Source organism: Varibaculum sp. (genome assembly GCF_008661855.1).
Taxonomy (GTDB): Bacteria; Actinomycetota; Actinomycetes; order Actinomycetales; family Actinomycetaceae; genus Varibaculum; species Varibaculum timonense_A.
Window position 1 is genome coordinate 24343 of record NZ_RPZY01000023.1, and the last position, 26474, is coordinate 50816.

At 52.4% G+C, this 26474-nt stretch carries 20 protein-coding genes; 3 read left to right on the top strand and 17 right to left on the bottom strand.

Annotated elements, in window-relative coordinates:
• Nucleotides 1–92: 92 nt before the first annotated feature.
• The 5 genes from QZT94_RS02210 to QZT94_RS02230 all read right to left on the bottom strand — a co-directional run bounded on the left by QZT94_RS02210 (nt 93) and on the right by QZT94_RS02230 (nt 5995).
• Nucleotides 93–1253: a branched-chain amino acid aminotransferase gene (locus tag QZT94_RS02210; RefSeq protein WP_296760768.1), complete on the bottom strand. Its 1161-nt coding sequence runs from the start codon at nt 1251–1253 to the stop codon at nt 93–95.
• 117 nt (nt 1254–1370) lie between these two features.
• Nucleotides 1371–2426 (bottom strand): 3-isopropylmalate dehydrogenase, encoded by a 1056-nt coding sequence (locus QZT94_RS02215; protein WP_296760733.1) that lies wholly within the window; start codon nt 2424–2426, stop codon nt 1371–1373.
• Nucleotides 2427–2664: 238 nt separating this feature from the next.
• Nucleotides 2665–3690: a ketol-acid reductoisomerase gene (gene ilvC, locus QZT94_RS02220; RefSeq protein ID WP_296760732.1), complete on the bottom strand. Its 1026-nt coding sequence runs from the start codon at nt 3688–3690 to the stop codon at nt 2665–2667.
• 2 nt (nt 3691–3692) lie between these two features.
• Nucleotides 3693–4205 carry an acetolactate synthase small subunit gene (ilvN, locus tag QZT94_RS02225; protein ID WP_296760731.1) on the bottom strand — a complete coding sequence of 171 codons (513 nt, stop codon included), beginning with the start codon at nt 4203–4205 and terminating at the stop codon, nt 3693–3695.
• Nucleotides 4206–4210: 5 nt separating this feature from the next.
• Nucleotides 4211–5995, bottom strand: coding sequence for an acetolactate synthase large subunit (locus tag QZT94_RS02230; RefSeq protein WP_296760730.1), 1785 nt, complete (start codon nt 5993–5995; stop codon nt 4211–4213).
• Nucleotides 5996–6438: 443 nt separating this feature from the next.
• On the opposite strand from QZT94_RS02230, the gene QZT94_RS02235 reads away from it, so the two are divergent.
• Complete coding sequence (locus QZT94_RS02235; RefSeq protein ID WP_296760729.1) at nt 6439–8037, top strand: TrkA C-terminal domain-containing protein; 1599 nt, start codon at nt 6439–6441, stop codon at nt 8035–8037.
• Nucleotides 8038–8163: 126 nt separating this feature from the next.
• Complete coding sequence (locus QZT94_RS02240; protein WP_079985963.1) at nt 8164–9606, top strand: threonine/serine exporter family protein; 1443 nt, start codon at nt 8164–8166, stop codon at nt 9604–9606.
• 159 nt (nt 9607–9765) lie between these two features.
• On the opposite strand, the gene raiA is transcribed toward QZT94_RS02240, so the two are convergent.
• From raiA to QZT94_RS02270, 6 genes are all read right to left on the bottom strand, one after another.
• The gene (gene raiA / locus QZT94_RS02245; RefSeq protein WP_072510659.1) at nt 9766–10434 is read right to left on the bottom strand and encodes a ribosome-associated translation inhibitor RaiA; all 669 of its coding nucleotides are present in this window, start codon (nt 10432–10434) and stop codon (nt 9766–9768) included.
• 149 nt (nt 10435–10583) lie between these two features.
• Nucleotides 10584–11330, bottom strand: a complete 747-nt coding sequence (locus tag QZT94_RS02250; protein ID WP_296760727.1) for a phosphoribosyltransferase family protein — start codon at nt 11328–11330, stop codon at nt 10584–10586.
• Between the two features lie 160 nt (nt 11331–11490).
• A complete protein-coding gene (locus QZT94_RS02255; protein ID WP_296760725.1) occupies nt 11491–13260 on the bottom strand; it encodes an LpqB family beta-propeller domain-containing protein in 1770 nt (589 codons plus the stop codon).
• Complete coding sequence (gene mtrB / locus QZT94_RS02260) at nt 13260–15227, bottom strand: MtrAB system histidine kinase MtrB (protein ID WP_296760723.1); 1968 nt, start codon at nt 15225–15227, stop codon at nt 13260–13262. Before mtrB ends, QZT94_RS02255 begins: the two co-directional genes overlap by 1 nt.
• On the bottom strand, nt 15228–15917 hold the full coding sequence (gene mtrA / locus QZT94_RS02265) for an MtrAB system response regulator MtrA (protein WP_296760722.1): 690 nt from the start codon (nt 15915–15917) through the stop codon (nt 15228–15230). It abuts the gene before it with no gap.
• 146 nt (nt 15918–16063) lie between these two features.
• Complete coding sequence (locus QZT94_RS02270) at nt 16064–16543, bottom strand: DUF3499 domain-containing protein (protein WP_270626212.1); 480 nt, start codon at nt 16541–16543, stop codon at nt 16064–16066.
• 71 nt (nt 16544–16614) lie between these two features.
• Here QZT94_RS02270 and QZT94_RS02275 point away from each other — a divergent pair, with 71 nt between their 5' ends.
• Nucleotides 16615–17025 carry a metallopeptidase family protein gene (locus QZT94_RS02275; RefSeq protein ID WP_270626211.1) on the top strand — a complete coding sequence of 137 codons (411 nt, stop codon included), beginning with the start codon at nt 16615–16617 and terminating at the stop codon, nt 17023–17025.
• A gap of 94 nt (nt 17026–17119) precedes the next feature.
• Here QZT94_RS02275 and QZT94_RS02280 read toward each other — a convergent pair whose 3' ends face one another.
• The 6 genes from QZT94_RS02280 to lysS form a co-directional block, all read right to left on the bottom strand.
• On the bottom strand, nt 17120–18448 hold the full coding sequence (locus QZT94_RS02280; RefSeq protein ID WP_296760720.1) for a DUF5719 family protein: 1329 nt from the start codon (nt 18446–18448) through the stop codon (nt 17120–17122).
• Nucleotides 18445–21882 carry a glycosyltransferase gene (locus QZT94_RS02285; protein WP_296760719.1) on the bottom strand — a complete coding sequence of 1146 codons (3438 nt, stop codon included), beginning with the start codon at nt 21880–21882 and terminating at the stop codon, nt 18445–18447. Before QZT94_RS02285 ends, QZT94_RS02280 begins: the two co-directional genes overlap by 4 nt.
• A 4-nt stretch (nt 21883–21886) precedes the next feature.
• Nucleotides 21887–22180, bottom strand: a complete 294-nt coding sequence (locus tag QZT94_RS02290; protein WP_072510650.1) for a WhiB family transcriptional regulator — start codon at nt 22178–22180, stop codon at nt 21887–21889.
• Nucleotides 22181–22423: 243 nt separating this feature from the next.
• On the bottom strand, nt 22424–23608 hold the full coding sequence (gene manA, locus QZT94_RS02295; protein WP_296760717.1) for a mannose-6-phosphate isomerase, class I: 1185 nt from the start codon (nt 23606–23608) through the stop codon (nt 22424–22426).
• Between the two features lie 19 nt (nt 23609–23627).
• Complete coding sequence (locus QZT94_RS02300; protein ID WP_296760716.1) at nt 23628–24815, bottom strand: cobalamin-independent methionine synthase II family protein; 1188 nt, start codon at nt 24813–24815, stop codon at nt 23628–23630.
• 75 nt (nt 24816–24890) lie between these two features.
• A complete protein-coding gene (gene lysS / locus QZT94_RS02305) occupies nt 24891–26432 on the bottom strand; it encodes a lysine--tRNA ligase (RefSeq protein ID WP_296760714.1) in 1542 nt (513 codons plus the stop codon).
• Nucleotides 26433–26474 lie beyond the last annotated feature (42 nt).

Sequence of the window (26474 nt, forward strand, 5' to 3'; positions counted from 1 at the left end):
TATTTTCTACCTAACAGATTTACCCATTCCGAGGACGAAGATTGCACCTCAAGACGCAAAGGTTACCTTTATCCCGGTCTGCGTCCTCGCCACTATTCGCAAAGGTGATAAGTCCAGCCGTAAGGATCGGGCGCTTCCCCGTTTTGGATGTCTACTAGCCGTTTATGAATGCTGGCAGTGACCGGTCCGCAAGGTACCTCCACCTCAAAATCATCAGAGCCTAGCCGCCCAATGGGGGTTACTACCGCCGCAGTTCCGCAGGCAAATACTTCGCTTACTTCACCGGAGCAAATATCTGCTACCAGCGACTCTAGAGAAATATCGCGTTCGAAAACCGGGGTGCCACTATCGCGCAGTAGCCGGCAGATAGCCGAGCGAGTCCCACCTTCCAGAATTACGCCAGTAAGGCGCGGAGTATGTACTGAACCGTCCCTGCGCACCACGAACACGTTCATACCGCCCAGTTCTTCCAGGTTTTCTCCTCGCTTGGTGTCCAAGAAACAGACCTGTTCATATCCCTTTTCAGCCGCCAGTTTTTGAGGCAGCAGGGAAGCCGCATAGTTACCTCCGCATTTAGCTTCCCCAGTCCCGCCTGGACCTGCCCGATGATAGTGGCGGTCTACCCAGATGGAGACCCCTTTGGCTTCCCCACCCGAGAAATATGCCCCCGATGGAGAACCAATCACCAGGTATTTAACTTCCCTGGCAGAATGTACTCCCAGGTAGGACTCGGTTCCAATCATAAAGGGGCGCAGATAGAGGGAGGTACCTGGCGCGGTGGGAACCCAGCGTTTATCGGCGCGCACCAAATCAACGATAGAAGCCATGAAATCCTCTTCCGGGATTTCCGGTAACGCCAGGCGCCGCGCAGATGCGTTCAGGCGGGCAGCATTATAGCGAGGGCGGAAAGCCCAGATCGAGCCATCTTTATGTCGGTAGGCTTTTAGCCCTTCAAAGACTTCTTGCCCGTAGTGGAACACTACGGCTCCTGGCGACAGGCTCAAGTTTTCAAAGGCTTGCACGCGGTGTCCGCTCCACCCTTCACCTGCTTTCCAGTCGGCAACCGCCATGTGATCCCCGAAATGAGAACCGAAAGACAGGGAATCCATAATCTCGCGGTATTCTTCTTCGCTGGCTGGATTCTGGTTAGCTTGCAAAGCAAAACGCCCCGCTAGTTCATCAGCGCTAGGTAGCGGCAGCTGGGATGCTGCCTCTAACTCGGTTAATGTATGGGTTAAACCGTTCTCGCTCATCATCGTGTTCTTTCCGGCTCCCCCGAGCCTGTTACTAATTCCTAAATTCTGTTTTTCGGCTACTTAACGACCGTCTGTTTCCTATTTTCATCCTTAGGGTGATTTATTGTTCCCTGGTTAAAGGCGGGCAGCAATCGCGTCCCCAATCTGGCTGGTACTGCGCCGTAAAGGGTGACCTTGCTCGGCGGCGAGGGCGCGCTCCTCCATATCGGCGGCAATCGCAGCGCGGATATTTTCCGCTTGCTGCTCTGCGCCCTCGTTTTCTAACAGCATCGCTACCGAAGAAATCGTAGCCGTGGGGTCAGCGATTCCCTTTCCGGCGATATCAGGAGCCGAGCCGTGTACCGGCTCAAACATAGAGGGGAAGGTACGGTCGGGATTAATATTTCCCGAGGCCGCCAGGCCAATCCCCCCGGTAATCGCGCCGGCTTCATCAGTTAAAATATCTCCGAACAAGTTATCGGTAACGATTACATCGAACCGTCCCGGGTCTTGCACCAGGTAAATAGTAGCAGCATCGACATGGGCGTAATCCCAGGTGACTTCCGGATATTCTGCAGCCACCTGCTCTACTACCCGCCGCCACAAATGCCCAGCATGAACCAGCACATTATGTTTATGCACCAAGGTTACGTGCTGGCGCCGCTTAGCAGCCTGGGCAAATGCGAAACGCACCACCCGTTCGACTCCAAAAGCAGTATTAACGGAAACTTCGGTGGCGATTTCCTGCTCAGTTCCTACTCGGACTGCTCCTCCGTTTCCGCAGTACAAACCCTCAGTACCTTCCCGCACTACTACAAAATCAATCTCGCCGGGATTTGCTAGCGGAGTGGGGACTCCTGGATAGTAGCGAGCCGGGCGCAGATTCACGTAGTGATCCAGACTGAAACGTAGCTTGAGCAACAAGCCGCGTTCTAACACCCCGGAGGGAACCGCCGGATCTCCAACTGCCCCCAGCAAAATCACGTCGTGGTTCTTAATGCTGTCTAGCTCTGCCTCGGGCAGAATCTCTCCGGTCTCCAGATAGCGAGCAGCCCCCAGATTAAACTCGGTTTGTTGGATGCTAATCCCGCTACCAGCCAAGGCAGCATCCATAACCTTTAGACCTTCGGCAACTACCTCTTTACCAATCCCGTCCCCGGGAATAACCGCGAGCTTAATGGTTTTCTCCACAGTCCTTACTAACCTTCCTCCGCGCTACCGTTTGCTGGTTCCCGAAAAGCGTTCGGGGGACCCAGTGAGCCTTGCTTCGCTCGGCTTAATCACTTCAAATCAATCTTGAAGGTGGTGACGCTGGCTCGTGAAAAGCGCTCGGGGGACCCCGGTGAGCCTTGCTTCGCTCGGCTCAAGCCCCCTCTCGCATCTTTTCACAAACCAGCACTATGCCTCAGCAATTACCGTGCCTCCGCCCTTAGCGCTGCGCCTGCCCTTCCTGGTAGTCATCATCACTTTGATTCCACGAGAACATGGCACGTAGTTCGCGCCCAACTTTCTCAATCGGGTGGGCTTCTTCAGTGGCACGCATCTGTTTAAACTCCTGAGCTCCGTTGTCTTGATCATTGATGAAACGCTGCGCGAAAGAACCGTCGCGAATATCGGACAAAATGTCACGCATAGCCTGGCGGGTCTGATCAGTAATTACTCGCGGCCCCGACACGTAGTCGCCGTATTCGGCGGTGTCCGAACAAGACCAGCGTTGCTTGGTGATCCCGCCCTCGTTAATCAAATCCACGATCTGTTTCATTTCGTGGCAAACCTCGAAGTAGGCAATCTCCGGTTGATAACCGGCCGCGGTCAATGTCTCAAAACCGGCTTGAATCAGATGCGATACTCCGCCACAGAGCACTGCCTGTTCCCCGAACAAATCGGTTTCGGTTTCCTCGGTAAAAGTAGTCTTAATTACCCCTGCCCGGGTTGCTCCCAGAGCTTTCGCATAGGCCTTAGTTACTTGCCAAGCATTGCCGGATTCGTCCTGTTCCACCGCGATAACCGCCGGAGTTCCATAGCCGGACTCATAAGAGGCACGCACCTTGTGACCGGGGCCTTTCGGAGCCACCATACAAACGTCGTGACCCGCGCCCGGCTGAATGTAACCGAAACGGATATTGAAACCGTGGGCGAAGAAAATCGCGGCATCCGGTTTCAGATTCGGGGCAATTTTTTCGGCATAAACCATCCGCTGTACCTGATCAGGGGCCAGCACCATTACGATGTCACCCTCTGCGGTAGCCTGTTCAATCGATTTGACCTCTAGCCCTTGCTCTTTAGCTTTAGCTACCGAGGACGAGCCTTCCCGTAACCCTACCACTACCTCCACCCCGCTATCGCGCAGGTTTAGGGCGTGAGCGTGACCTTGCGAGCCGTAACCGATAATGGCAACTTTCTTACCCGCAAGTGCGGTCATATCCGCGTCAGTGTCGTAAAAGATTTCAGCCATTGTTACTTCTCCTTTAGTTGATCTGTGATTGAACGCGGGCCACGGCCAATGGCGACCGCCCCCGATTGCACGATTTCGTTGATACCATAAGGCGCTAACGTCTCCATCAGTGCCTCCAGTTTGGATTGCACCCCGGCAGCTTGAATAACCAGGGATTCGCGGTGAACATCTACTACCGAAGCGCGGAACAGATCCACAATCTGTAGCACCTGAGAACGGTTTTGCGCATTTGCCTGCACTTTAAATAGCACAAACTTGCGGGTGACCGAGTCCTGCGGATGTAGCTCCACCACTTTCAACACGTTTACCAGTTTATTTAACTGTTTAGTTACCTGCTCAAAAGGTAAATCTTCCGCATCTACCTGTACGGTTATCCGAGAAATCGATGGTTCTTCGGTTTCTCCGACCGCTAGGGAATGAATGTTAAAGGCCCGCCTGGTAAATAGGGCAGCTACCCTAGCGAGCACACCGGGTTTATTTTCTACCAGGATGGAAAGGGTGTGGCGACTATCCATTACAATCAGTCCTCACTTTCCCAGACCGGACCTTGCCCGCCTGCGTAGATAATATTGCTATTCGATTCCCCGGCCGGCACCATCGGCCAGACTTGGGAATCGGTAGAGACGCGAAAATCAATTACCACCGGACGGTCATTGGTTTCCATTGCCTGTGTGATTACCTCATCAACTTGCTCTTTGGTCCGGGCCCGCAACCCTAGCGCGCCGTAGGCTTCTGCCAGTTTCACGAAGTCGGGAATATCCTTTCCGCCCTCTCCGTCTTGTAATAAAGTGCCCGAAAAACGCGAGTCAAAGAATAGTTCTTGCCACTGATGAACCATTCCCAGCACCGAGTTGTTAATAATAGCCACTTTAATCGGTAGATTCTCTAAGGTGGCGACCGCGAGTTCTTGATTGGTCATTTGGAAACACCCGTCCCCGTCAATCGCCCAGACTTGCGCATCCGGGTTAGCAACTTTCGCCCCGATTGCCTCGGGAATTGCTACCCCCATCGTCCCTAAGCCGGCGGAAGTGAGGAAGCCGCGCGGATTTTCGTGGGGCAAGAATTGCTGTGACCACATCTGATGCTGCCCTACACCGGTACAGTAAATCGCGTCCTTACCCACCATTTCCCCAATCCGTTTAATCACATATTGGGCGGGGAGCAGCCCATCATCTGGTTCATCATAGGAAAGCGGGTAACGCTCGCAGATGTAATCCAAATGGTGTTTCCAACCGGAAATGTCTCGCGGGTTACGCTGCATTTCCTCTTTAACTTTCGGCAGTAATCCCTGTAGGGTCTGCCGCAGGTCTCCCACAATCGGTATGTCCGCTACCCGGTTTTTCGAGATTTCCGCGGGGTCAATATCGGCGTGAATCACTTTCGCATCCGGGGCAAACGCATCTAGGCGACCAGTTACCCGGTCATCGAAACGTGTCCCTAGCGCCACCATCACATCCGCGCGTTGCAAGGCGGTTACCGCCGGCACCGAACCGTGCATTCCCGGCATTCCTAGGCAATGGGGATCCGAGGACGGGAACGCCCCTTGCGCGGTCAGGGTAAGCACTACCGGGAAATCGGTAACTTCCACCAGTTCCTTTAGCTCTGCCGTCGCTTCGGCCGCCAGCGCTCCCCCGCCTACATAGAGGACTGGCCGTTCTGCCGCGGCCATTAGCTTGGCAGCGGCTTTTATTTGCTTAGCGTGCGGTTTGCTGGCAACTTTGTATCCGGGTAAATCCACTTTTACCGGCCAAGAAAAATCTAGCTCGCCGACTTGCGCATTTTTGGCGATATCTACCAGCACTGGGCCTTTACGACCAGTAGAGGCCAGATGATAGGCCTGGGCAAGGGTAGCGGGAATCTCTTCGGGCTCGGTTACCAAGAAATTGTGTTTGGTAATCGGCATGGACACTCCGACTACATCGGCTTCTTGAAAAGCATCTGTACCGATGGCGTTGGCCGATACTTGCCCGGAAATAGCTAATAACGGTATTGAATCCATGTGGGCATCTGCCAGGGCGGTCATTAGGTTGGTGGCTCCCGGTCCGGAAGTTACAATCGCGACTCCGGTTTTCCCGCTGGAAAGGGCGTATCCTTCTGCTGCGTGTCCCGCAGCTTGTTCGTGCCGTACGATAATTTGGTTAATCTTCGAGTCATAGAGCGCATCGAAAACCGGCATGATTGCCCCGCCGGGTAAACCAAATACATCGGTCACTCCCAGGCGTTCTAGGGTAGCGACTACTGCCCGAGCTCCACTCATCCTTTCTCCAGGAGGCGCTCCGCCGGGTTTTTGCTCTTTGCTACTCATCCTTGCTCCCCGTTCCTGTATGTTTCCCTGTTTTCTTTAAATAAAAAAGCCCTAGGTGCTGTTACCTAGGGCTTTACATCTGAAACGTTTTTAGACGCGACTAGCCCCGCCCGGTACTACCAGCAGTACTAGGCTGACTAGGTTCGTAATTCGTTTCGCCATAACAATTCAAACGCTACGCGACCAATAGCCAGCGGGCGGAAGCGTCTCAGCTTTTGATACGAACCGACTGGCTTTCGGTTGCTAGGCGCTATTAACCCGATAGTGTTTATTTCCGCTCCCACCACTTGGCTACATAGGAGACACCCCTTATCCCTCCGTTTTACCTCGAAATCGTGATTAACTCCTCTTTGATTGCCAACTTAGGACGGACTTTCGACTAACGCGGCGTGATTTGGGTATGAAATCATAGAAGGAGCTACGTATTTCATTAAGGAGGCATCGTGCAGACAGTCTTCCAATACCTGGCAGCACAACCTGTACTTGTACTTTTCGGGTTAATCGGGATCGGGATGTACCTGGGGCATTTCCGGATCAAAGGAATCGGATTGGGGGCGGCTGCAGTCCTTTTCCTAGCTATCGGGATTTCCGCTTGGGGTACCGCCGAGGGCGTGGATATGGTTTCCAAATTCCCGCATGAGTTCGGAAAACTCGGTCTGGCTCTATTTGCTTTTGCTATCGGGATTAACTCGGGGAATTCTTTCTTTGCTTCTCTTAAAAAATCTTTAGGGATTATGGCCGCTACTTTCGCGGTTTTAGCCGGCGGGGGCGTAGTTGCCTGCGTGCTAGGCAAAATCGCGGGAATGGATGCGGCCACTATCGGCGGTACTTTTGCGGGCGCAATTACTAACACCCCGGCTCTAGCTGCTGCCGGCGCGGCCTCTGGTGATGAACAGTCGGCAACAGTTGCCTATTCCATTGCTTACTTGTTTGGCGTATTCGGAATGCTAATCGTGGCTACCTTAGCTCTCAACTATGGCAAGAACGATAAAGACCGCCCCGCATCTTTGGTTTCTCGCACGGTGCGGGTTGAGCGGGACGACCGCCCCTCGGTGCGCGATATCCGTGCCCATGTTGGCGAAAACGTGCGTTTTTCCCGGCTTCGGGAAACCGAGGACGGGCCTATTGTGCGTCCCACTGCCGACACTAAACTCGGTAAAGGCTGCCTGGTGACCGTAGTTGGTCCGCAAAACTTGGTGGTCGAAGTGGTTTCTGAACTGGGACATGGTTCGTCGATTTCCCTTGCTGCCGACCGGCGGGATTGGGACTATCGCCGAATCACTATTTCTGATCCGAAGCTGGCTGGACGCACTTTAGGGGAGCTTGGCCTAGAGGAACGTTACCAAGCGACCGTGTCGCGGGTACGGCGTGGCGATACCGATATGCTAGGACGCGCTGACCTGGTACTTCAGATGGGCGACCGGGTTCGGGTAGTGGCACCCACCAAAAACCTTAAAGAGCTATCCAAGTATTTTGGGGATTCCACTACCGGCTTGACTTCTATTAATCCGGTGGCTTTAGGTGTCGGCATGGTTTTGGGACTGCTAATCGGTGAGTTCCCCATTCTTACTCCTAGTGGCGAGTACTTCACGATTGGTTCTGCAGCTGGAACGCTGCTAGTAGGGCTTATTTTCGGCCGGGTAGGACGCATTGGTCCCTTCCCCACCGCTTTGCCTTATACCGCCAGTCAGGTGCTTGCCGAGTTCGGTCTGTTGGTGTTCTTGGCTCAAGCTGGCTATAACGCTGGTGGTCAGATTATGAAAGCCTTTACTTCCGGGGCGTGGCTAGGGATTCTACTGGTGGGTATGGCAGTTACCCTCACCGTAGGCTTCGGTTTGTATTTCGTGATGCGCTACGGCTTCAAGATGGGTGGAACCCGCCTATCTGGTCTGTTGGCTGGGGCGCAAACTCAGCCGGCCGTCCTCGCCTATGCAAATAACCGTACTAACTTTGATCCGCGAGTGGCGCTTGGTTACTCCCTGGTATACCCCTTGGCGATGGTGGGTAAGATCCTAATCGCACAAATCATCGGTGGCTTATAAGCCTCCCGATATTTAAGTTTTACAACGCGTCAGTCTTAACCGGGCTGGCGCGTTGTAATAATTATCGCGCCTGATTTGCTTCTTTCGTCCTGGATACCTGTGAAGTTTAGGGGAGATAATTACCTTATGCAGCAAGAATCCGCCCAAAATAACATCGGTGCTGACAGAGACGCTTCGTCCTCCGAAGGCTCTTTACGGCAGTCCAAAGGGGATACTCTTAATCCCCACGGTAGCGAGCATGATGAGCTTCGCGCCTTACGTGACCGACTAGCTGCCCAATCGGGGGTGGTAACCCGCTTGGGACGCACGTTGCTAGCGGCTGGAGCTAGCGCCTATCTGGTTAAATTTTCGATGGCGAGGCTAGCCAACGCTGTCGGAATCGAAGCTCAGCATTCGCAAGTTACTTTTTCCGAAATCGTCACCTCCGTTTATGCTCATGGCACTTTCCGCACCGAGTCCCACGAACAACGCGCGTTCGGGGCTAATGCGGCGCGTCTTGACGATTTGCGGGGATTTGTTCGTTCTTTGAAGCCGGGAATGCTGGTAGAGGACGCCGAGAAAGCTCTTGATGAGATTTGCGCGCGCAAACCACCCTATTCCGGAGTAGTAAACTGCCTGGCAGCTGGAATAGCTTGTGCCGGTTTCTGTTTTTTGAATCGGGGCGGAGTGGTTGAATGTAGCGTGGTTGCTATAGCGGCACTTTGCGGACAGTTTTTAAGACGCATGATGCTGAAACGGAAAGCTAACCATTTCGGGGTTTGGATGCTGTGTGGTTTGATGGCTTCTTTCATCTATATGGGGATTAGCCAGGCTCTACTGTTGTCTGGACTGCTCGAAGTGGCTCACCCGCAAGGAATTATTTCCGCGGTTCTTTTCCTAGTTCCCGGGTTTCCGCTGGTAACAGCGATTCTTGATTTGGTGCGGATGGATTTCTTAGCGGGAATGTCCCGGATGACCTATGTGATGATGCTAGTTATCTCGGCCGGGATTTCGGTATGGATGATTGCTACCATATTTAACTGGCATATTGATCCTCCTAGCAGTTTCCCGGTTGATGGCCCTGCCCTTTATTTATTGCAATTTGTTTGTTCTCTGATTGCTTCTTTCGGGTTCGCAGTGCTGTTTTCTATTCGTCCGCAAGTTGCCATCTGTGCGGCTTTAGTTGCCGGTGGCGCGAATGTCGGGCGTCTTTTCTTTGTCAGTGAGGGGATGCTTCCCCAAGCTGCGGTGGGACTTGCCGCTTTAACCATTGGGATTGTGGCACATTTTATTTCCCTCGCCAGCGGATTCAGGTTTTCCCGCACTTCGCTGACAGTACCGGCAGTTGTGATTATGATTCCCGGCGTACCCCTGTATGCAGCGATTACTCACCTATCTAATGGAGAGATAACTCAAGCGACCGAGGCACTAACTCAAGTGTTTTTCGTTATTCTTTCTATCGGGGTAGGTCTGGCTATTTCCCGGATGCTTACCGATCCGGGCTGGCGGATCGACCGGGACACCGCGCAGCCTAGGCTGCTGGAACAAACTGGCTGGAACAGCGGTAAGCAGCGTTTCCAAATGCGTTAATTACCTGATAGTAATGGGGGGGCTCTGACTATTGTCAGAGCCCCCCCATAAGTTTTTGGGAACGTGTCCCGTTTTGGAATCTAAGCACTTTATTCAATTGAATAAAGCAGGTTCCCAAGTATATTCCCTTACTGCCAGGGACAGCGGCATCTTTGCCTATTAGCTCTCCCGGGGAGTCGCCGTGGCATCTAGGCGAATAACCCCATAGGTCCAGCCACGACGGTGATAGACCGCGCAAGGTTGCATGGTTTCGGAATCAATAAACACGAAGAAGGGATGTCCCACCAGTTCCATTTGGTACAGAGCCTCGCTCACAGTCATTACCGATGCTTCGTGCAGCTTTTGCCGAACCACAACTGGGGAATCACCTAACTGACTTTCATCGGGAACCCCAATTTTTCTCTCTCGCGGAACATCGGGAGAAAACTCGCCGTCATCAGGGGTAACCGCCTTGGCGGCGTCCCTGAGATTAAGTTCTTCAATCTTGATTGAGTCCTCTTGATGCTGCGCTTCCCGGCGACGACGATGATCCTTAGCCCGATCACGGGCACGGCGCAACCGTTCATATAGTTTGCCACAAGCAATATCTACTGAGGCGTAACGGTCAGAAGAACTGGCCTCAGCGCGGATAATCGGCCCTTTACCGAAAACTGTCAGTTCCACCTTTTCAGAAGTATCTGCTTGTCGCTGATTAGGTTCATGAGTAAGCTCCACATTAACCCGCTGTACCCGCGGATAAAACTGTTCAACCTTAGCGACTTTTTCCTCGGCATATTGGCGGAAATTCGGGTGGATTTCGGCGTTACGTGCTTCAACGATAATTTCCATTTGTGTCCTCCAGGGCACGGTATGGGGATCAAAGATCCCAGGTGAATGCGTACCGGCTCGTTCCGGTCGCGGTGATTGTAGCTACCACCCCCTTTCGCCCATCATTGGGCTTTTCAAGTACCAAAATTTTACCGCACAATGCCAAACCATTAAGCCCTTTTGAGGTTTCTTTCGGCTACGCCAAGGGAGAACACCCCTACCACCTGTGTCTGCGCCTCATTTATTACCCTTACCGCTTCCCGGATAGTAGCACCGGTAGTGATAACGTCATCAACTAGCAACACCCGTTTACTGAAATCCAACTCCCCCGGCGCAGCTAAACGCATACTTCCAGCTCGTCCTCGTAACCGCTCCTGATAGCTGCGACCTGCCTGTTTCTTACTCCCCGCTTTAAGCTCCAACAACCCCGCTAGACGCACTTTACCCCCACAAGCGTTCAACCCGGCTGCCAATCCTGCCGCTAACCTACCGGCGGTCGAACGGATGGGAGAAGAACCAAAATGTGAGGTAGAGGGCGCGGGGCAAATCAGAGTGGGCTGCGAAACGCTTAACGCAATCGACCTCGCCGCCACTGCCCCAATAAAGAAAGGAAGCTGCTGGTAATAAAACCCTCGTGAATGTTTCATCGCTAGGATTACCCCACGTGCTTGCTGACGATAAAGACTGAGCGTAAAGACTTGCCCGGCATCCTTACCTAAAGCGGTAGCGGCATCAACGGCAGTGGGGGCACGCAAGAATATCCCTCGACACCGGTCACAAAGTAAGGTGTCAAGACGCCCACAACCGGGGCAAGTCTCAGGGAACAACAGGGTCGAGAACGCGCGGAAATGCTTTGCGATTTTCCCACTAAATGGCGCTGAGCCTTGAGAAAAGGAGGGGAACACAGTAAGACCCATAGATAAATCTTTCCAACAGAACTCTCCTCCCGCTCCCTATGGAATAAGCTACTGGGGAAAAGTGCCACTTATCCACCTCTGGGGACATCGCTGTCAGCAAAAATAATGCCGGCTGGCTTAAACCAGAAAATACCGGTAGCTAATGTCGCTAGCTATAAAACTATCCGCTTCCCGCAAAAGCAGGATAAGAAACCCCGTTACCCACCACTCGCCAAGACTGTTCAATATGAACCATACGAACCGTGCGATCCGTAACCACCTGCACATTCCCATCAGGAGGATTAGGGACTAAATAGCGGGCATTAAGCGCCGGTTCAAACGAATCATCATAAGAATTAATCGCCGCTATATGAACTTTAGGGGAACTACCGCCCTGCAAAATCGCGACCTGACCGGAATCAATCCAGGCCACGGAAAGCACATCCCGTAAAACAGCGGTTTTATTTGGGGTAGCAACCACCTGAGTAGGGGTACCGTCCTCACTGCGGATAACCGTAACCTGTTGCCCTTGGAAACTGTATCCAATCTGCCAAACTACCAATCCCCGCACCCCTGGTGAGCTGAGTGCAAAAAACGGGATTTTCCATTCACCTTCTGACGCAACCTTTACCGTAACCACCCGGGAATGCGCATTTACTGCCACTAAATCCCCAGGTTTGGAACTGTCACCTGTCCATACCCACCCCCAGGGATCAATCTGCGGATTCCGCAAATTCTTACCCCGGTAAAGCACCACGGGAGCTTTACCTCGTTGCAGACGAACCAGCTCGTTACCGCCGCGAATAGCCACCTGAAAATCGCTGGTGGAAGGGGTTGGCCAAGTAACTATCCCAGATAAATCTGCCGCCGAATTGAATACCCCATTTTGAGAATCGGACTCCTCGATAACTTCACCGTTGCGGATACCTAACATTTTCCGTTTCGGCGTCGATACCGGTTGTTCACTAGGGTCAGACAGCACGGCGTCGTACTGCGTGACAATAACTTCTTCGATTCCCGCTACATCAAGCAGAGTTAATCGCAGCTGCTGATATAGCTGAGAAATATCCGCTTCAGAGCGCAATCGAACAGTCTCCGGTAGCTCCACCTGCGCTTTTTTGCCCTGCAAAGTTACAAGATTGGAAGGAACTTTTTCTAAAATTTCTGGCAAATGCAGCGCACCTTTTAGGTCTGCGGTCGGTCCGGAAAAAGGTGCCTCTAACAGGTGTTGCGGGCTGTTCTTGCGAGGAACCCATCTAGGATCCGGGATTAGAAAACGCCGGTCACTCGACCAGTAGTAGACATTTCGTTTACCATAAGCGTTTTTGAAAGCCGAGCTAGTGAGCACCACCCCATCAGGTAAGGCGTTAATCCGCCATTGGTCATTTTCTTTAACCAGTTGATATTTGAAGGTTTCTTCAGCGTGGTAATCTTTCTCGATTCCGGCTTTACTTAAACGCAATATCGGCTGCCCAGTACCGGTAGCAGTATTATCTGTGCTGTTAAACTCTACTTTCAGCTCATTTTTTGGTTTCAGTACCGTCACCTGTGCCTGCGGTTTCCAGCTGCGACGTTGGGCAGCGCTTAGGAATTGCCGGGCGATTCCATAGTCGTCATAGGTACCGGCAGCGCAGGCCTGTTGGAAATCTGCTAATAATTTTTCAGGCGTGGATCCATCTACCGGCCCGCTCGCTAACTGTGCCAGAGGGTTACGTGCATCCCGGTTTACTTCTCCTTCCCGCACCGGTCCTGAATCCGGCAGGGAGGCACAAGCTGCCATAGTTAAAGTCAGGCAAGTAGCAACAAAAGTTACCAGAATCTGTTTTCCTCGCTGTTTTTTAATTATTTTGGAGGACGGAACTATTTTTCCCGAGGACGTGCAGGGATTTACTGCCCTAGGTTTCGCTCCCCAGGCTCTCGGCTGCCGCCATCGAAAAGATAACCATTTCATCAGACGGCTCCCTCTGATTCACTATCTATTTTTTGGTCTTCTTCGGCCTGTAGATTCTCGATTCTTTGTTGAATGCTAATCACGCTATCGTCTGGCGATATTCGCGGCGATAGCTGAGTGGAAGCATCGTCACTAACCTTTAAAGGAAGGTCGTCGGACATCTGCTTTAAGCTATCCTCTTCGTTAGAAATATCAGTTTCCAGGGAGTTCACATCGGTTTGTAGGTGATGCAGCTCCAAGGAGGTGTCGTCTAACTCCTCGGACAAAATAATGTCCTCCGGGTGTTCTTTAGCCCAGCGCCCACGCGCGGCAATCAAATCTTGGTTTTCCACCTGTTGAGGTAAATCAGTAATCTCTTGCCCCGCATGACGCGGTAGTAGCAAGGTGAAAGCGGAGCCTTCCAGCGGGCACGACAAAACCGTGAGCAACCCGGAATGTAACGCAGCGTCCTCGGCAGATATGGCAAGCCCCAGACCGGTACCACCGGTGGTGCGTTTGCGAGAGGGATCAGCCCGGTAAAAACGGTCAAAAACGTGTTGAGCCACCTCGTCGCTCATCCCCGGTCCATGATCGCGCACTTGGAAAGCCACCGCAGTATGACAGCCAGCAACCGTAACTTCCACCGGTTTACCTTCTGCGAATTCAATCGCGTTTACCAGGAGGTTTTGAGCTATACGCGTTACCCGGGTTTGGTCTAGCTGCGCAATGGTGTCGCCGAAAGACTTTAGCTCGACCTTAACCCCCATTTTTTCAGCTAATGACCGATTAGATTCTAAAACCTCGGACACTAGGTTAGTTAGGTTAGTGTCGGATAACGATAGTTGCGCTACTGAAGCGTCAATCCGGGAAATCTCGATTAAATCTGCCAACATTTTGTCGAACCGATCAACTTGGCGATGCAAAATCGTCACCGAACGGGCATTGGTGGGGGAAAGCTCGTCTCGCTCATCATAAAGCAAATCGGTAGCCATACGGATGGTGGCTAGCGGGGTGCGCAGCTCATGAGAAACATCGGATACAAACCGCTGCTGCAAAGTAGATAGCTCTTCGTAATCTTTAATTTGTTCGCGAAGATAAGAGGACATATCGTTGAGGGCTTGCGAAAGCTGAGCGAGTTCGTCCTTGCCCCGCACCGGCAATTGGATATTAAGGTTTCCGGCTGAAACTTTCCTAGCTGCTTTCGCCGCTCGGCGTGCAGGAGTCAAAATCGAATAAGATACCGCGGCTATCAGCACTGTTATCAGCGCTAAGAGTACGACCGTTCCAAAAATGAGCACCTGGTTTACAGTATGAACAGTTTGCTGTTCATAGGCTAAAGAATAGACTATGTAGACTTCATAGGAACCCACTAGCGGCAGCAATACTCGCGACCCGACCACAATCCCGGGAGTTTTTTCTTCTTGCGAGTTCTTTAAAGACACCGACTGCCAGTGAATTCCACCTTTTTGCTCTACCGCCCTACGTAAATTTTTGGTGATGAGGGCGCGCTGTTCCGGGTCAATAATCTCGTTGATAGCTAAGGGACGGGTTTCATTCGGGTCTTTCAACAGCATTGCCCCTACCCCGCCCGCACCGGCGGAAGCATCTCGTTGATCCGAAATTAGGGTGTAGGCAGCATCTTGTACTCCATTAACCGAATCAACCACCGTAGAGTCAAAAGCGGATTGCAAACTTTGAGCCCGAAGCGAGGCATCCTGCAAAACAATATTGAGTCGTTTTTGGAAGATTCCATTAGAGACATGAGTAGTGACCGAAACAATCAAAATCACCATCATTACGGCGGTAGCTAGCGTCATTAGCGCAGTTAATCGCGCAGATACAGAGGAAAGGAAAAACCGTAATATCGGCAAATTAGACAAGTCGGTTTGTATTTTCTCTAGGCTTTGCCGCCATTTTTTTTGTCGCACCAGCTCCCAAAAATTGCTGGAAGTGGGGGCATCTGCCTCCGCTGGGGATTGCGCACTCATTTATGCAGAGTTGCCTCCGGCGCGGTATCCCACCCCTCGCACAGTACGTACAATCTTGGGATGTTCGGGATCTTCCTCTATCTTGGCACGAAGCCGCTGCACATGGACATTAACCAAGCGAGTATCAGTGTTCGGATGCCGGTATCCCCAGATTTCCTCTAGGAGTTCTTCTCGGCTAAAGGCTTTCCAAGGCGAACGCGCTAAAGTGAGCAGCAAATCAAACTCTAGAGGAGTTAAATCAATCCGCTCTGAACCCCGGAAAACTTCGTGCGCCACCACGTTGATACGCAAATCCCCCATATCAACGTCCTCTTCTTGCCCCTCACTACTGCGCCCACGCAAGCGAGCTTTTATCCGCGCAACCAGTTCTTTGGGCTTAAAAGGCTTGGGGATATAGTCATCGGCTCCTGCTTCCAGACCAGCCACTACATCGGCAGTATCTGACTTTGCGGTCAGCATAATGATTGGCAAATCGGATACGGTGCGAATCTGCCGACAAATTTCCACCCCATCTTTGCCAGGCAACATTAAATCCAGAAGCACTAAATCCGGTTGGCTCTCTTGAAAAACATTAAAAGCCTGTTCACCGTGGTGACAGAAAACTGATTTATAACCCTCAGTGGACATCACAATGCCCACCATTTCCGCGAGCGCTTCGTCATCGTCTACTACCAAAATTTTCACGGTCATAGTTTCTATTCTGCCACGCCGAAGGGGCTTTTTAGCGACCTGTCCGCGCGAAGGCGCATTTATATTAAATCAGTTGCGCGATTACTGTAGCTTTCTGGTGGTAAATCTTGCGCAACCAGATATTCTACTTTCGCTAGAAAACTCCGCTACTGCACACTTTTATCCGGTAATCCCCCAGGTAATAGCCGTAAATGTCCTCGGCGTTGTTCCGTGACTGGTCGGTGCTGGGGGGTTAGTCCCTGTTTTGCGTAGGCATCATATTCGTTTCCGGGGTGTCCACTGCCCCCACTGGTAGCTTCGGGACTGAGATGCCCATCCCAGTTCTTATTTACCCGCGCGGTAGAAAGATGGCGACGCTTCGATGCCTCTCGCACTACATTTGCCAGGGCTTCTAAGTCGTCATCACTGGGTTCAGCGGGGGTGAATTCGCTAGCTAACCGCACTACCTGCCAGCCTCTAGGGGCAGTTAAAGTTTTTGCGTGTTGGGCACACAAATCGTAGGCGTGTGGTTCCGCTTGGGTTGCTAAGGGGCCGAGGACGGCGGTGGAATCTTTATATACGTAGGTTAAAGTTGCGGCCGCTATCTGGCTGCAACCGGTTTTGGAACACGTTCTACTTACCCGCACAATTGCACGTTAGCGGCGCGGGATATAAAAACCAAGCCAAACTCGCGGTAAGGTGCGTTCTCGTGAGGGGTGTGACACGAAGCCGCCGCGACCGTCACGGACGGGGTTTACGCGGAGTTACTTTCTTACCGATGCTTCCAGCGTGGAGAACTCGGCGGGAAAAGTTTGATCAGCTGGTTATTGATTTAGCGACTTTAGCTGCCCGCCATCATAGCGAGGTTTCGCAAATAGAATTCGGGGTGGAGGACGTGCCTCCTTCGGATCCGGCAGAATGGGAATCATCTCGGGCGGTTTTAGGCAGGATGTTTCCGGCTGATAAAAGTGGGCGACTTCCTACCCGGATAGTGGTGTACCGCTTACCTATTCAGTGGCGCTGTTCCAGCTCGGCCGAGATGGAACAGGCGGTAAAAGCAGTGTTAGCAACCCATTTGAGTGTGGAGATTGGGTGTGCACCCGAGGAGGTTTTCCCCGCATCCTGGTAATCCCTAAACTCGCCCTTACTCATAAATAAAACTAATCCAGAAAACCGGTTCTACGGTATCTATATCTACTGGCAGACCTGTTAAAACTTGACGGTCAGGGATTTATTTTCACCGAAATAGCCCCAGCTTCTGAGGCAGATTTCTCCACTGCGATAGTGCGGAATGTGCCAGCAATATCTCCTACTAGCTGTCCCACCCTTATTTCGTGTTCGCTTTGCCACTGCCATAGCCCTTCCGACAGTTTCACTATTGCTATTTTCCCTGGCGAAAGGGTTATCTCTTGGCGTTTTTCTCCTGAAACTAAAGTAATTTTTTGAGGATAGGAGCTTTCAAAGGATAGGTTTTCCGATTGTTTAGTTACCAGCACTGCCCCGGAAGTGCTGGGCGGCACCGAGGGGTAAATTGCCAGGGTAGGCTGATTTGCTACCGTTTCTTCCGCAAATACTGCTGCCACCACCGGTTGATTTGATGTAAGTTTTACCGCAGCCACTCCGTCTTTAACTCCCCCCAGCGGAATATCGAAAACTGCTCCGCTGGCAACCTGTAATTTATTCGGCGATGACAGTGGGGTTTCCCCTTTGGTATCCAGCAGGGAGACTTGCAAAGTTGCAACAGCCGAATTGGAGTTAAGTACCCGCAGACTAGCTTTATCAGTGATTTTTGCTGCGGGAATCACAACCTCATTTTCTGGTGATGCTAGACGTGGCGAATGGGAAGCACCCTCTTTTTGAGCACCGGTAGCCAGCGTGGAACTAACCCAAGAGCTAACCCCAGCACCCTCTGCCTCAACCAATACTCCTAGGCGATTAAACCCGCTAGCTTGCCCATCCAATATAAGGGCGGAACTGCCTTTTGCCGGAACATTTTGCGCTATTATTCCCCCTAAAGGACCCTGTTCGCTCCAGATTTGAATCTGTACAGTTACGGCTCTACCTGCCGGGTTTACCAGGTGCAAGGTGGAGGCGTTGCCGACCATAGTTCCGGGAGTAAGAAAATAGGCGCGATTAACCGGGGGAGCGCAATAATCTGCGAAAAATCCATTTTCGTTTTGCGTTCCTGAGCCACTAACGTAACCGATTGCTGCCCCGTTGCGTCCCTGTAGCGGATTTACCTGTATTTGCAGCCCAGTTTGAGCTACTGTTTTCGGGCTTTCTCCTGAAATAGTTTTCCCGCTGCTATCAGTAATTGTCCCCTCTCCCGCCAGGGAAACGGCTTTAACCCAGGCGCTAGCGTTACCGACGGGCAGTCCGGGACACACCACCTGTCTAATTCCTGCCGGAACAGCCACTTTAACACCGGTATTTTTCGTAGTTGAGAGGGCGGGGAGGTCTCGCCAGCTCGCTGCGGGAATCACTAGGGCTGCAAGCACAATCACTACAGCAGAAGCTAGGGCCCAAATCGTTTTGGCTACTGGTTTTTTCATTCCCTCTCCCTCCGTTCTCCAAGAGGCAGACAGGCAGCTATCGTCACTAGATAGACCAGCAGCACTGCGGTAATCGCCAAGTTACGGCCGGAAGAACCATAAGATACTTCGAGGTGACCAGAGATATTAGCCGGGATGGTAAAGACCTGTAGTTCGCCCTCGGTATCAGAAAGAAGCGGTCTACCATCGACGCTGGCTTTCCAGGCGGGGTGAGGAGCTTCTGCCAACAGCAGTTTGCGGGGGCGCGAGGACGCCGAGATGTTTTTCTGGGCTCTCAAGACCCCTGCCGGCACTGTTTCTTGCCCACCTATATCTTCGATTCGTACCCTTGAAGCTAAACGAGGGGGAGAAAACTTACTGGTATCCAGACGCCAGACCTGGTAATCAGCCTTGGTGGATACCGGATGAAAATAAGAGGAGGCGGCAAGTTTTGCGTTTAAGCCCTCCGAACCGGCGCGGTTAGTTACTAAGAGCTGCTCTATCGCTAAATCGGCACATAGATTTGCCACCTGCTGGTCATTGCCAGCAACTAGCATCGTTAAAACCTGCTGTTCCGGGGCGGGCCGCGTTTTCATATCGGCGCGCATCTCCCAGTTGGTTGCTAGCAGCCCCGGTCCTTCTTCTCGGCGCATAGACACCTGATAGGTCTGCTCTTGCCGATCTATTAGGAGCATCCGGGTACGTTTTTCAGAGGTAGACAGAATTGAAAATGCAACTGGCGCGCGTTCACCTCCCGGCTTTAACGGAGAGTTAGTGTTAGGAATACTCCAGGTAGTCACGGTTACCAGTGGCAGCACTAAAGCTAGAGCCAACAAACTTCCTAATAGGTAGCGTAGGGTTTTACCAAGTTCAGTTCCGTTTATGCCGGTCACAGCAGCTCCCAGTAATCCCACAAGCAGCAAGGAAAATACGGAAAGCAGCCACGCCCTTTGCCCGGGCGCGACCGTTTGCCCAGCCGCCCACGCCCCAATAACCATGCCTGCTAAGACAAATGCCCAGGCTACGCGGGTAGCTATCAGGTCACGTCCGGTAAATAAAGCTGCGGTAGCTGCAAGAACCACGCCCCCTAAAGCAGCTATCCCCGCGATTACAGGTATGCCATAGAGGAGTTGCCCGAGGGAGAATAACTGTTCCCGCATCGAAATCGGGGCCACAGCCGCGGGGGTGATAAATAGATAGGAACCCAAACTGTGAGTTCGTAGCGCCCAAACCAGGGAGGGCAATAAAGTAGCCAGAGACGGTCCTAAGATAACCAAAGCGCCACACAGGAAAGAAAATCGCTTCCGCCAGGACAAATGTCGCTTCAGGGATACGCTAACCACACATAGCAGCATGAACCCGAAGGCAAGTGGCCATATCCAGGGGGCAGCGGCGCAAACAACGCTCAGAGCCAAAGCCGCAACGCCACCTGCTGCCCGAGGGCGGATAGGCGGATAATATACTTCCGTTCCATACACACCGGACAATTGATAGGGACGGCAAAGACCAAAGAAAGATAAGCTGCCCCAAATCCCTAGCGGCAAACATATATGGCTCAATGCTGCCGGAAGGTTCCCGCTTTGCAAAGAAACCAGGAAAGGCAGCGCCCCTGCCCAGCTAAGCGCAAATAGGGCGCGCAGGGGATTAATTCGGGTGAGCGCAGCGGAGGCTAACCAGGCACTCATCACCGCTGCCAGAGGAGAAAGAATCAATAGCCAACGCAAAACCGTGGTAGGGGAAATCCCGAAAAGAGCGAAAGGCGCACTAAACACTAGCAGTGGATAGGCGATAGGATCGGCTGGCCCGCTCATCCCGGTAGAAAAAGTACGCCAATAACTGGTGGCAAGAGCAAAAAAGTCATTCCAGTTACCGGGGAGTACACTCCAGAATCCCCCGTGCATACCGCCCAGATAATCTCGGAATGCAAACAGCGAAATAAACAGGAAAAATACCGCGAGCGACCAGGCTATGATGCGGGCACGTTTGGTAATGCTTTCCAATTGGGATTTCGCGAGCGCCCCCAGTGCATAGATTGCTTTTCCGTGTTCTTGTCTGACTTTGCGGATTAGACGGCGATTTTGTCGCACCTGACTAGGGGGTATTTCCAGACGCGCCAGTTCGCGCCGGGAAATCTGGGATTGACGGCGTTGAATCCGTCGCGCCGAAACAATCCTGCCTAGCGTCTTTATGACCTGGTGCGCAGAGTTTATCTCTGCTCTTGCGCGATACCCTTCAGAGCGAAGCAGGTAGCCTAGAGCTAAAATAGCCGACTTTAGGGGCAGGAACAGTATCCATAGTGGTAGGAGCAGTGAGTTTATAGTGAGGGCGCGATAAATATAGTTATCTGCGCGCCGAATCGCCCAAGATTTTTCTTTATCGCGGGAAGCCTGCACCGCCAAGGGGGTTATTGGGGGCGGGTCGTAGACATAAACCGGTTGGTGCGGAATGGGTGCATCGGCATCTAGTGGCAGTTGCTCGTCCTCGGTTGCAACCTGTTCGCTAGACTTTGCGGCGCTCTTTTCTGCTTCCTTGAGGCTTGGTTTCGCTTCAGAATCGAGTTGAGCTTTTATTTTGAGGAATGAGGACGCGCCCTCGTTCGGAGGGTTTTCTTCTGTGTCGAAGGGGGGCGCTACCGGGGTGGTCGCTGGCTCCTCTACGAGGGGAGGCTTGTTAGTGCTGTCCCCTGTGGGATTCTCGCTCTCTTCATTAGAGATACGGTCAGCAGAGTTTTGATTATCTAGATATTCGCGCAGCCCATAAAGTCCGGCTTGAGCATGGTAGATACGTGCGGAAGGAACTAGGCATACGCGATAGCCTGCCATTCGGGCGCGCCGCCCTAACTCTAGAGCTTCCGTGAAAGGACTGAGTAGAGGGCTACTGGCGCGCAAACGATCCCAAAGTTGGGCTTTTATTAGCATTCCGGCACTGCCTACGGACAGGACGTCACTGATTGAATCGTATTGTCCCTGGTCAAGTTCACCTGAATCGAACAGAGAGAGACGTTTGCCGCTGCGGGTAGCGTGGATACCTACCGAGGCAAGGGTATCGGGTTTATCCCAATCAAGCGCTTTAGGACCGGCAATCCCCAAGGTGGTAGAGTTCTCGAATGCCTGGACAAGTTCTCCCAGACAAGCTGGGTCCGGAGCAGAATCATCGTGAAGAAGCCATAGATAATCTACTGCTGCTAGGTTATCTGCTCGGGCAGCACTCACTGCTTGTCCCAGATTTTTCGCTTTCACCTGGGTGTATTGTAAGGGCGCGTAGGGACGTAAATCAGCGGGGCTAAGGACGGTGGCAGGATCAGTATCTACTACCACTATAGAATCTAATGGATACCGCGAACGCTGTAAGGCTTTTAGGGATTGTTGCAGGTAGGGAGTAAGTCCCCGGGTTACCAAAAAAACTTGGACACTGGGGGGCTGATAGTTATCGAAGCTAGCAGAGGCAATAGCCACTGCACTAACCTACATTGCGCCGCAGTCTGCGCCGTTCTCGTTCTGACAGACCGCCCCAGATTCCGAAGCGTTCATCGTTCTCTAAGGCATAACTTAGGCATTCATCACGAACTTCGCAAAGCTCACAAACCGCTTTAGCTTCCCGAGTAGAGCCACCTTTTTCAGGAAAGAACGCTTCGGGGTCGGTTTGGGCACATAGTGCTTGTTCCTGCCAGGAGAGGGGACCTTGGTCATCCTGCCCAATTTGCCAGGAGAGCGGATTAGACGAGATGGGACCCTCGCCGAATATGTTCCACATACTGTACTCCTCGCAAAAATAGCTTTCTCTACAAGAGTATAAACTACATGCGTGTCATTCGGGGAAGTCACTTAGAAATAATGATATAGATTTTTAGTTCCCAAAAGCAGACACTTAAGCACCAAACCCCAATCTACCTGCTTTTTAATTGTATTAATTATTGGATAATGATGCACTAAAAAACTCTTACCGGATTTCACCACAGTTTGACTCAATTAACCCTAGCTAGCTAAATCAGGTTTATTACGGCACCCCCGCCTGTGCTAGCGTTCCGTTCCCGCGCGCCCTCATCACGCCCTCAGAATCAGCAACAAAAACAGCCTGACCTCTGTGGATAACCTCAGTAGACCCTCCAGCTCCCACTTCCAATTCGCCGGAAACCCCCAGCAAAATTCGCGGGCCACGACCGGGAATTGGAATCCATTCCCCGCCAATAATCTTGGACACTGAAAGTTCAAAATCATCCACCGGAGCATAGTAAATCCCAGTGCCCCGCCCATTCATTTCCGGGGCAATCCGCACCGGGGGCGCGCCATGAAAATCCATACACCGCAAAGCCTCACCTGCATCAATATGTTTCGGAGTTAGCCCGGCGCGCAACACGTTGTCCGAAGAGGACATTATCTCGATACCTAAACCGGAAACGTAGGCATGTACCGCGCCGGTAGGGATAAATAGCGCCTCCCCTGCCTGTAGAGTGACCGGGTTCAGCAGCAAAGATAGCACCGCGCCGGGGTCGCCTGGATAGGTACGCGCGAGGGCGAGAGCCTGGCGGTCTACCCTCAGCGAGGGGGAAGTGCCCCTATCTAAGCGATCTTGACAAGCGGTGATTACTGCTTCGATTTGGAGACGACGTTCCTCATCTAAGGGGGCTAATAGTTTGCGCGCCGCCGCCCGCAAACCGCGATAACCGGGGTGGGCTCGCAGGATTTCTAGCAATTCTCGCGCTAAGGGTGCGTTTAGATTATCTAAGACCTCCATCGCGCGGCGAGGAGCGCGAAAACCGGCGAAAGCCTCAAAAGAGGTAAGCGCAAAAATCATTTCTGGCTTATGGTTACGATCGCGATAGTTCCGCCTTGGACTATTTAAGGGAATACCGGCTTCTTCTTCCGCTTGAAAACCAGCCTCTGCCAGTTCCTTACCGGGATGTACCTGCAAAGATAATGGCTGCTCGGGAGCAATAATTTTCAATAGAAACGGAAGGTGCTCATCAAAGCGCGCCGCCACGTCCTTACCTAAAATTCCGGCAGGGTCAGCGGAAATATGTTCTGAGAGCGGGCGACCTCCCGCCAAAGTCTGCGCTCTATCGTGAGCACCGAACCAAAGTTCCGCTACCTGCTTACCCCCAAAATCAATCCCGGTAAAGTCACTGATAGCACTGGTAGAACCCCAAGCGTAATCCTTAAAAGCCCCGGAAAGCCTCAGCAATGTAGGAACCTTTCCTGACCTAAACCAGTTTGGCCCCAGCCACCAGCGACTGTAGTTTCGCCCAGGCGATAGAAGAATGCAATCGCCCGCCCAGACCGCAGTCAGTAGAAGCGATTACCCGCTCCGGACCAACTGCCGCCACATAGCGCGATAACCTATCGGCTACCAGCTGCGGATGCTCAACCACATTAGTAGAATGGCATACCACCCCGGGGATTAGCACCTTGTCTGCCGGCAACTGGTATTCGTACCAGATGCGCCATTCATGGGCATGGCGCGGAGAGGAAGCCTCGAAACTGTAGCCCCTCGTATCTACCCGCAGCACGTCCTCCACAATATCGGCAAAGGGAATATCGGTAGTGTGCGGCCCGTGCCAAGAACCCCAACACACGTGGAAACGAGTAAGTTCGGTAGGAATATCCTTTAATGCCCAGTTCAGAGCCTCTATGCGAACCCCGATAAACTTTTTATAGTCCTCAAGGGAAGGCTCTGGGTTAATCTGATCCCAGGATTCCGCGATAGAGGGATCATCGATCTGTACCGTCAGTCCCGCATCAGTGATGATTTTATATTCTTGCCGCATCGCATCTGCACATGCCCAGACCACTTCCTCATCGCTGCGGTAATACTGATTTTTAATTCGAGCACATGAGCCGGGCGAAAGGGCAGCCATAAAACCAGAGGAAGCATCTACGCCATTAGCTTGTAGCCCTTTAAGCAGCATATTTACATCCCGGCGGGCAGCGTCAGCACCAGTATAGGTGAGCGGAGCGGTAATCACCGGATTGCCAACCGAATTACGCTTACCCAGCACCCCCGAATCTGGATCCTCATAGGCTTCGCGGAAAAGGTTACGGTCACGCCTATCGGTAAAAGTAGTCAGCCGAATTTTTCCCGGCTCGGAACGGATTACCGAAGAATCTGCCCAGCGATCCTCGTTCGTTTGAGTAAGTCCCCCCAGGCGGGAAAATGAATAGTTCCACCAAGCTCCATAATCAACCGCACCTGAGGTTTGATGTCCGTATTCGCCCTCATTAACGATATCTATCCCAATTTCGCGTTGCTTGGTAACTACTTCGGCGCTAGCGCGTTCGAGGATTTCTTGGAACTGTTGCTCGGTTATTTGCCCGGATGCCAGCTGGGTATTGGCTGCAAGTAGCTCCGGGGTGCGGGGCAGTGAACCCACATGGGTAGTTTTCACCGGCATTATTATTCCCCTTTCCTGGGTTACTTGAATAAATACTTAGGAGGACGCGCCAGGACTTACGGCGTGAGCGGTAACCTAAATTCGCTTTACCAGCGGGAAAGTGATGGTTTCGCGAATACCCAGACCAGTAATTGCCATCAGCAGACGGTCAAGCCCCATTCCCATGCCCCCAGCTGGCGGCATTCCCGCTTCGATTGCCTGCAAGAACTCTTCATCTACTTGCATAGCCTCTGGGTCTCCGTTAGCGGCATCTAGGGATTGTGCTTCAAAACGTTCTCGCTGGATTACCGGATCGTTCAGTTCCGAATAGCCGGTAGCCAGCTCGAATCCGCGCACATACAAATCCCATTTTTGCACCTGTCCGGGTTTTTCGGGATGGGATTTAACCAGTGGGGAAGTGTCTTCGGGGAAGTCCGCTACGAAAGTGGGGGCATAGAGGTCGTCGCCTACTTCCTCTTCCCATAGCAGCTCCACGATTTTGCCGGGAGAATAGAATTTTTCGACTTCAATCTCCCGTTCCTTGGCCAGTTTCACCAATTCTTCCCGAGGAGTGCGCGGAGAGATTTCTTGTCCCAACGCCTCTGATAGTGAGCCGTAGAGGTCAATCCATTCCCACTGTCCCCCCAGGTCATAGGATTCCCCGTTTGGCAAAGTGGCAACGGTAGTTCCCAGGGCAGCCTGGGCTGCGTTTTGCACCAGCTGGCGGGTAAGGTCGGCAATCTGGCGATAGTTCCCATATGCCTGGTAGGCCTCTAGCATGGTGAACTCAGGGGAGTGCGAGGAATCTGCGCCCTCGTTACGGAAATTGCGGTTGATTTCAAAAACCCTATCAATCCCACCCACTAGGCAACGCTTTAAGAACAATTCCGGAGCGATTCGCAGGTAGAGGTCAGTGTCATAGGCATTCATGTGAGTGATGAAAGGACGCGCAGCTGCCCCACCGTGCAGGGTCTGCAACATCGGGGTTTCCACCTCGATAAAGTCCTGCCCGGATAAAGTGGCACGTAAAGAAGCAACTACCTGTGCGCGAGTACGCACCATTTCCCGGGCTGCTTCGCGGGTAATCATATCCAATTCGCGGTGACGTACTCGCTGGTCTTCAGAAAGAGAAACCTCTTGTCCGTCCTCGGTTTTGAAAGTTTTCGGCAGCGGACGCAAAGACTTGGCCGTGAGTTGCCAGGCGGGTTGTCCGTCCTCTCCGGGCTGCGCCATTACCGACAGTTCCCCGCGTTTAGAAGCAATCACCCGCCCGTAGACAAACAGGTGATCTCCCAGGTCTACATCAGTTTTGTAATCACTAAGGGAATCTTTACCCACTTGGGCGGCAGAAAGCATAGCTTGCAGGCGAGTACCATCGCCTTGCTGCAAGGTCACGAAGCAGAGCTTACCGGTATTGCGGGAAAACACTACCCTCCCGGCGACCCCCACAAAGTCTTCAGTTTCTTCCCCAGCCGCTAGGTTCGGGTATTGTTCGCGCACCTGACTGAGGGTATGGGTGATGGGAACCGAGATGGGATAGGGGTTACGTCCATCATCAATCAGGCGCTGACGTTTTTCAGCGCGGATACGAATCTGTTCAGGTACACTTTGGGTTTTAGTTTCACTCACGTATTCCATGTTAGCTGTGAGCGGTAAATAGGTTCAATCCTGTACCCACTG

What these genes read in the sequence shown, in the direction of transcription:
- ilvC (WP_296760732.1), bottom strand. Translation starts at nt 3,690, where the DNA reads ATGGCTGAAATCTTTTACGACACTGACGCGGATATGACCGCACTTGCG.
- QZT94_RS02255 (WP_296760725.1), bottom strand. Translation starts at nt 13,260, where the DNA reads ATGAAATGGTTATCTTTTCGATGGCGGCAGCCGAGAGCCTGGGGAGCG.
- QZT94_RS02290 (WP_072510650.1), bottom strand. Translation starts at nt 22,180, where the DNA reads ATGTGGAACATATTCGGCGAGGGTCCCATCTCGTCTAATCCGCTCTCC.
- mtrA (WP_296760722.1), bottom strand. Translation starts at nt 15,917, where the DNA reads ATGACCGTGAAAATTTTGGTAGTAGACGATGACGAAGCGCTCGCGGAA.
- QZT94_RS02230 (WP_296760730.1), bottom strand. Translation starts at nt 5,995, where the DNA reads ATGAGTAGCAAAGAGCAAAAACCCGGCGGAGCGCCTCCTGGAGAAAGG.
- QZT94_RS02240 (WP_079985963.1), top strand. Translation starts at nt 8,164, where the DNA reads ATGCAGCAAGAATCCGCCCAAAATAACATCGGTGCTGACAGAGACGCT.
- QZT94_RS02250 (WP_296760727.1), bottom strand. Translation starts at nt 11,330, where the DNA reads ATGGGTCTTACTGTGTTCCCCTCCTTTTCTCAAGGCTCAGCGCCATTT.
- raiA (WP_072510659.1), bottom strand. Translation starts at nt 10,434, where the DNA reads ATGGAAATTATCGTTGAAGCACGTAACGCCGAAATCCACCCGAATTTC.
- QZT94_RS02300 (WP_296760716.1), bottom strand. Translation starts at nt 24,815, where the DNA reads ATGCCGGTGAAAACTACCCATGTGGGTTCACTGCCCCGCACCCCGGAG.
- QZT94_RS02280 (WP_296760720.1), bottom strand. Translation starts at nt 18,448, where the DNA reads ATGAAAAAACCAGTAGCCAAAACGATTTGGGCCCTAGCTTCTGCTGTA.
- ilvN (WP_296760731.1), bottom strand. Translation starts at nt 4,205, where the DNA reads ATGGATAGTCGCCACACCCTTTCCATCCTGGTAGAAAATAAACCCGGT.
- mtrB (WP_296760723.1), bottom strand. Translation starts at nt 15,227, where the DNA reads ATGAGTGCGCAATCCCCAGCGGAGGCAGATGCCCCCACTTCCAGCAAT.
- lysS (WP_296760714.1), bottom strand. Translation starts at nt 26,432, where the DNA reads ATGGAATACGTGAGTGAAACTAAAACCCAAAGTGTACCTGAACAGATT.
- QZT94_RS02210 (WP_296760768.1), bottom strand. Translation starts at nt 1,253, where the DNA reads ATGAGCGAGAACGGTTTAACCCATACATTAACCGAGTTAGAGGCAGCA.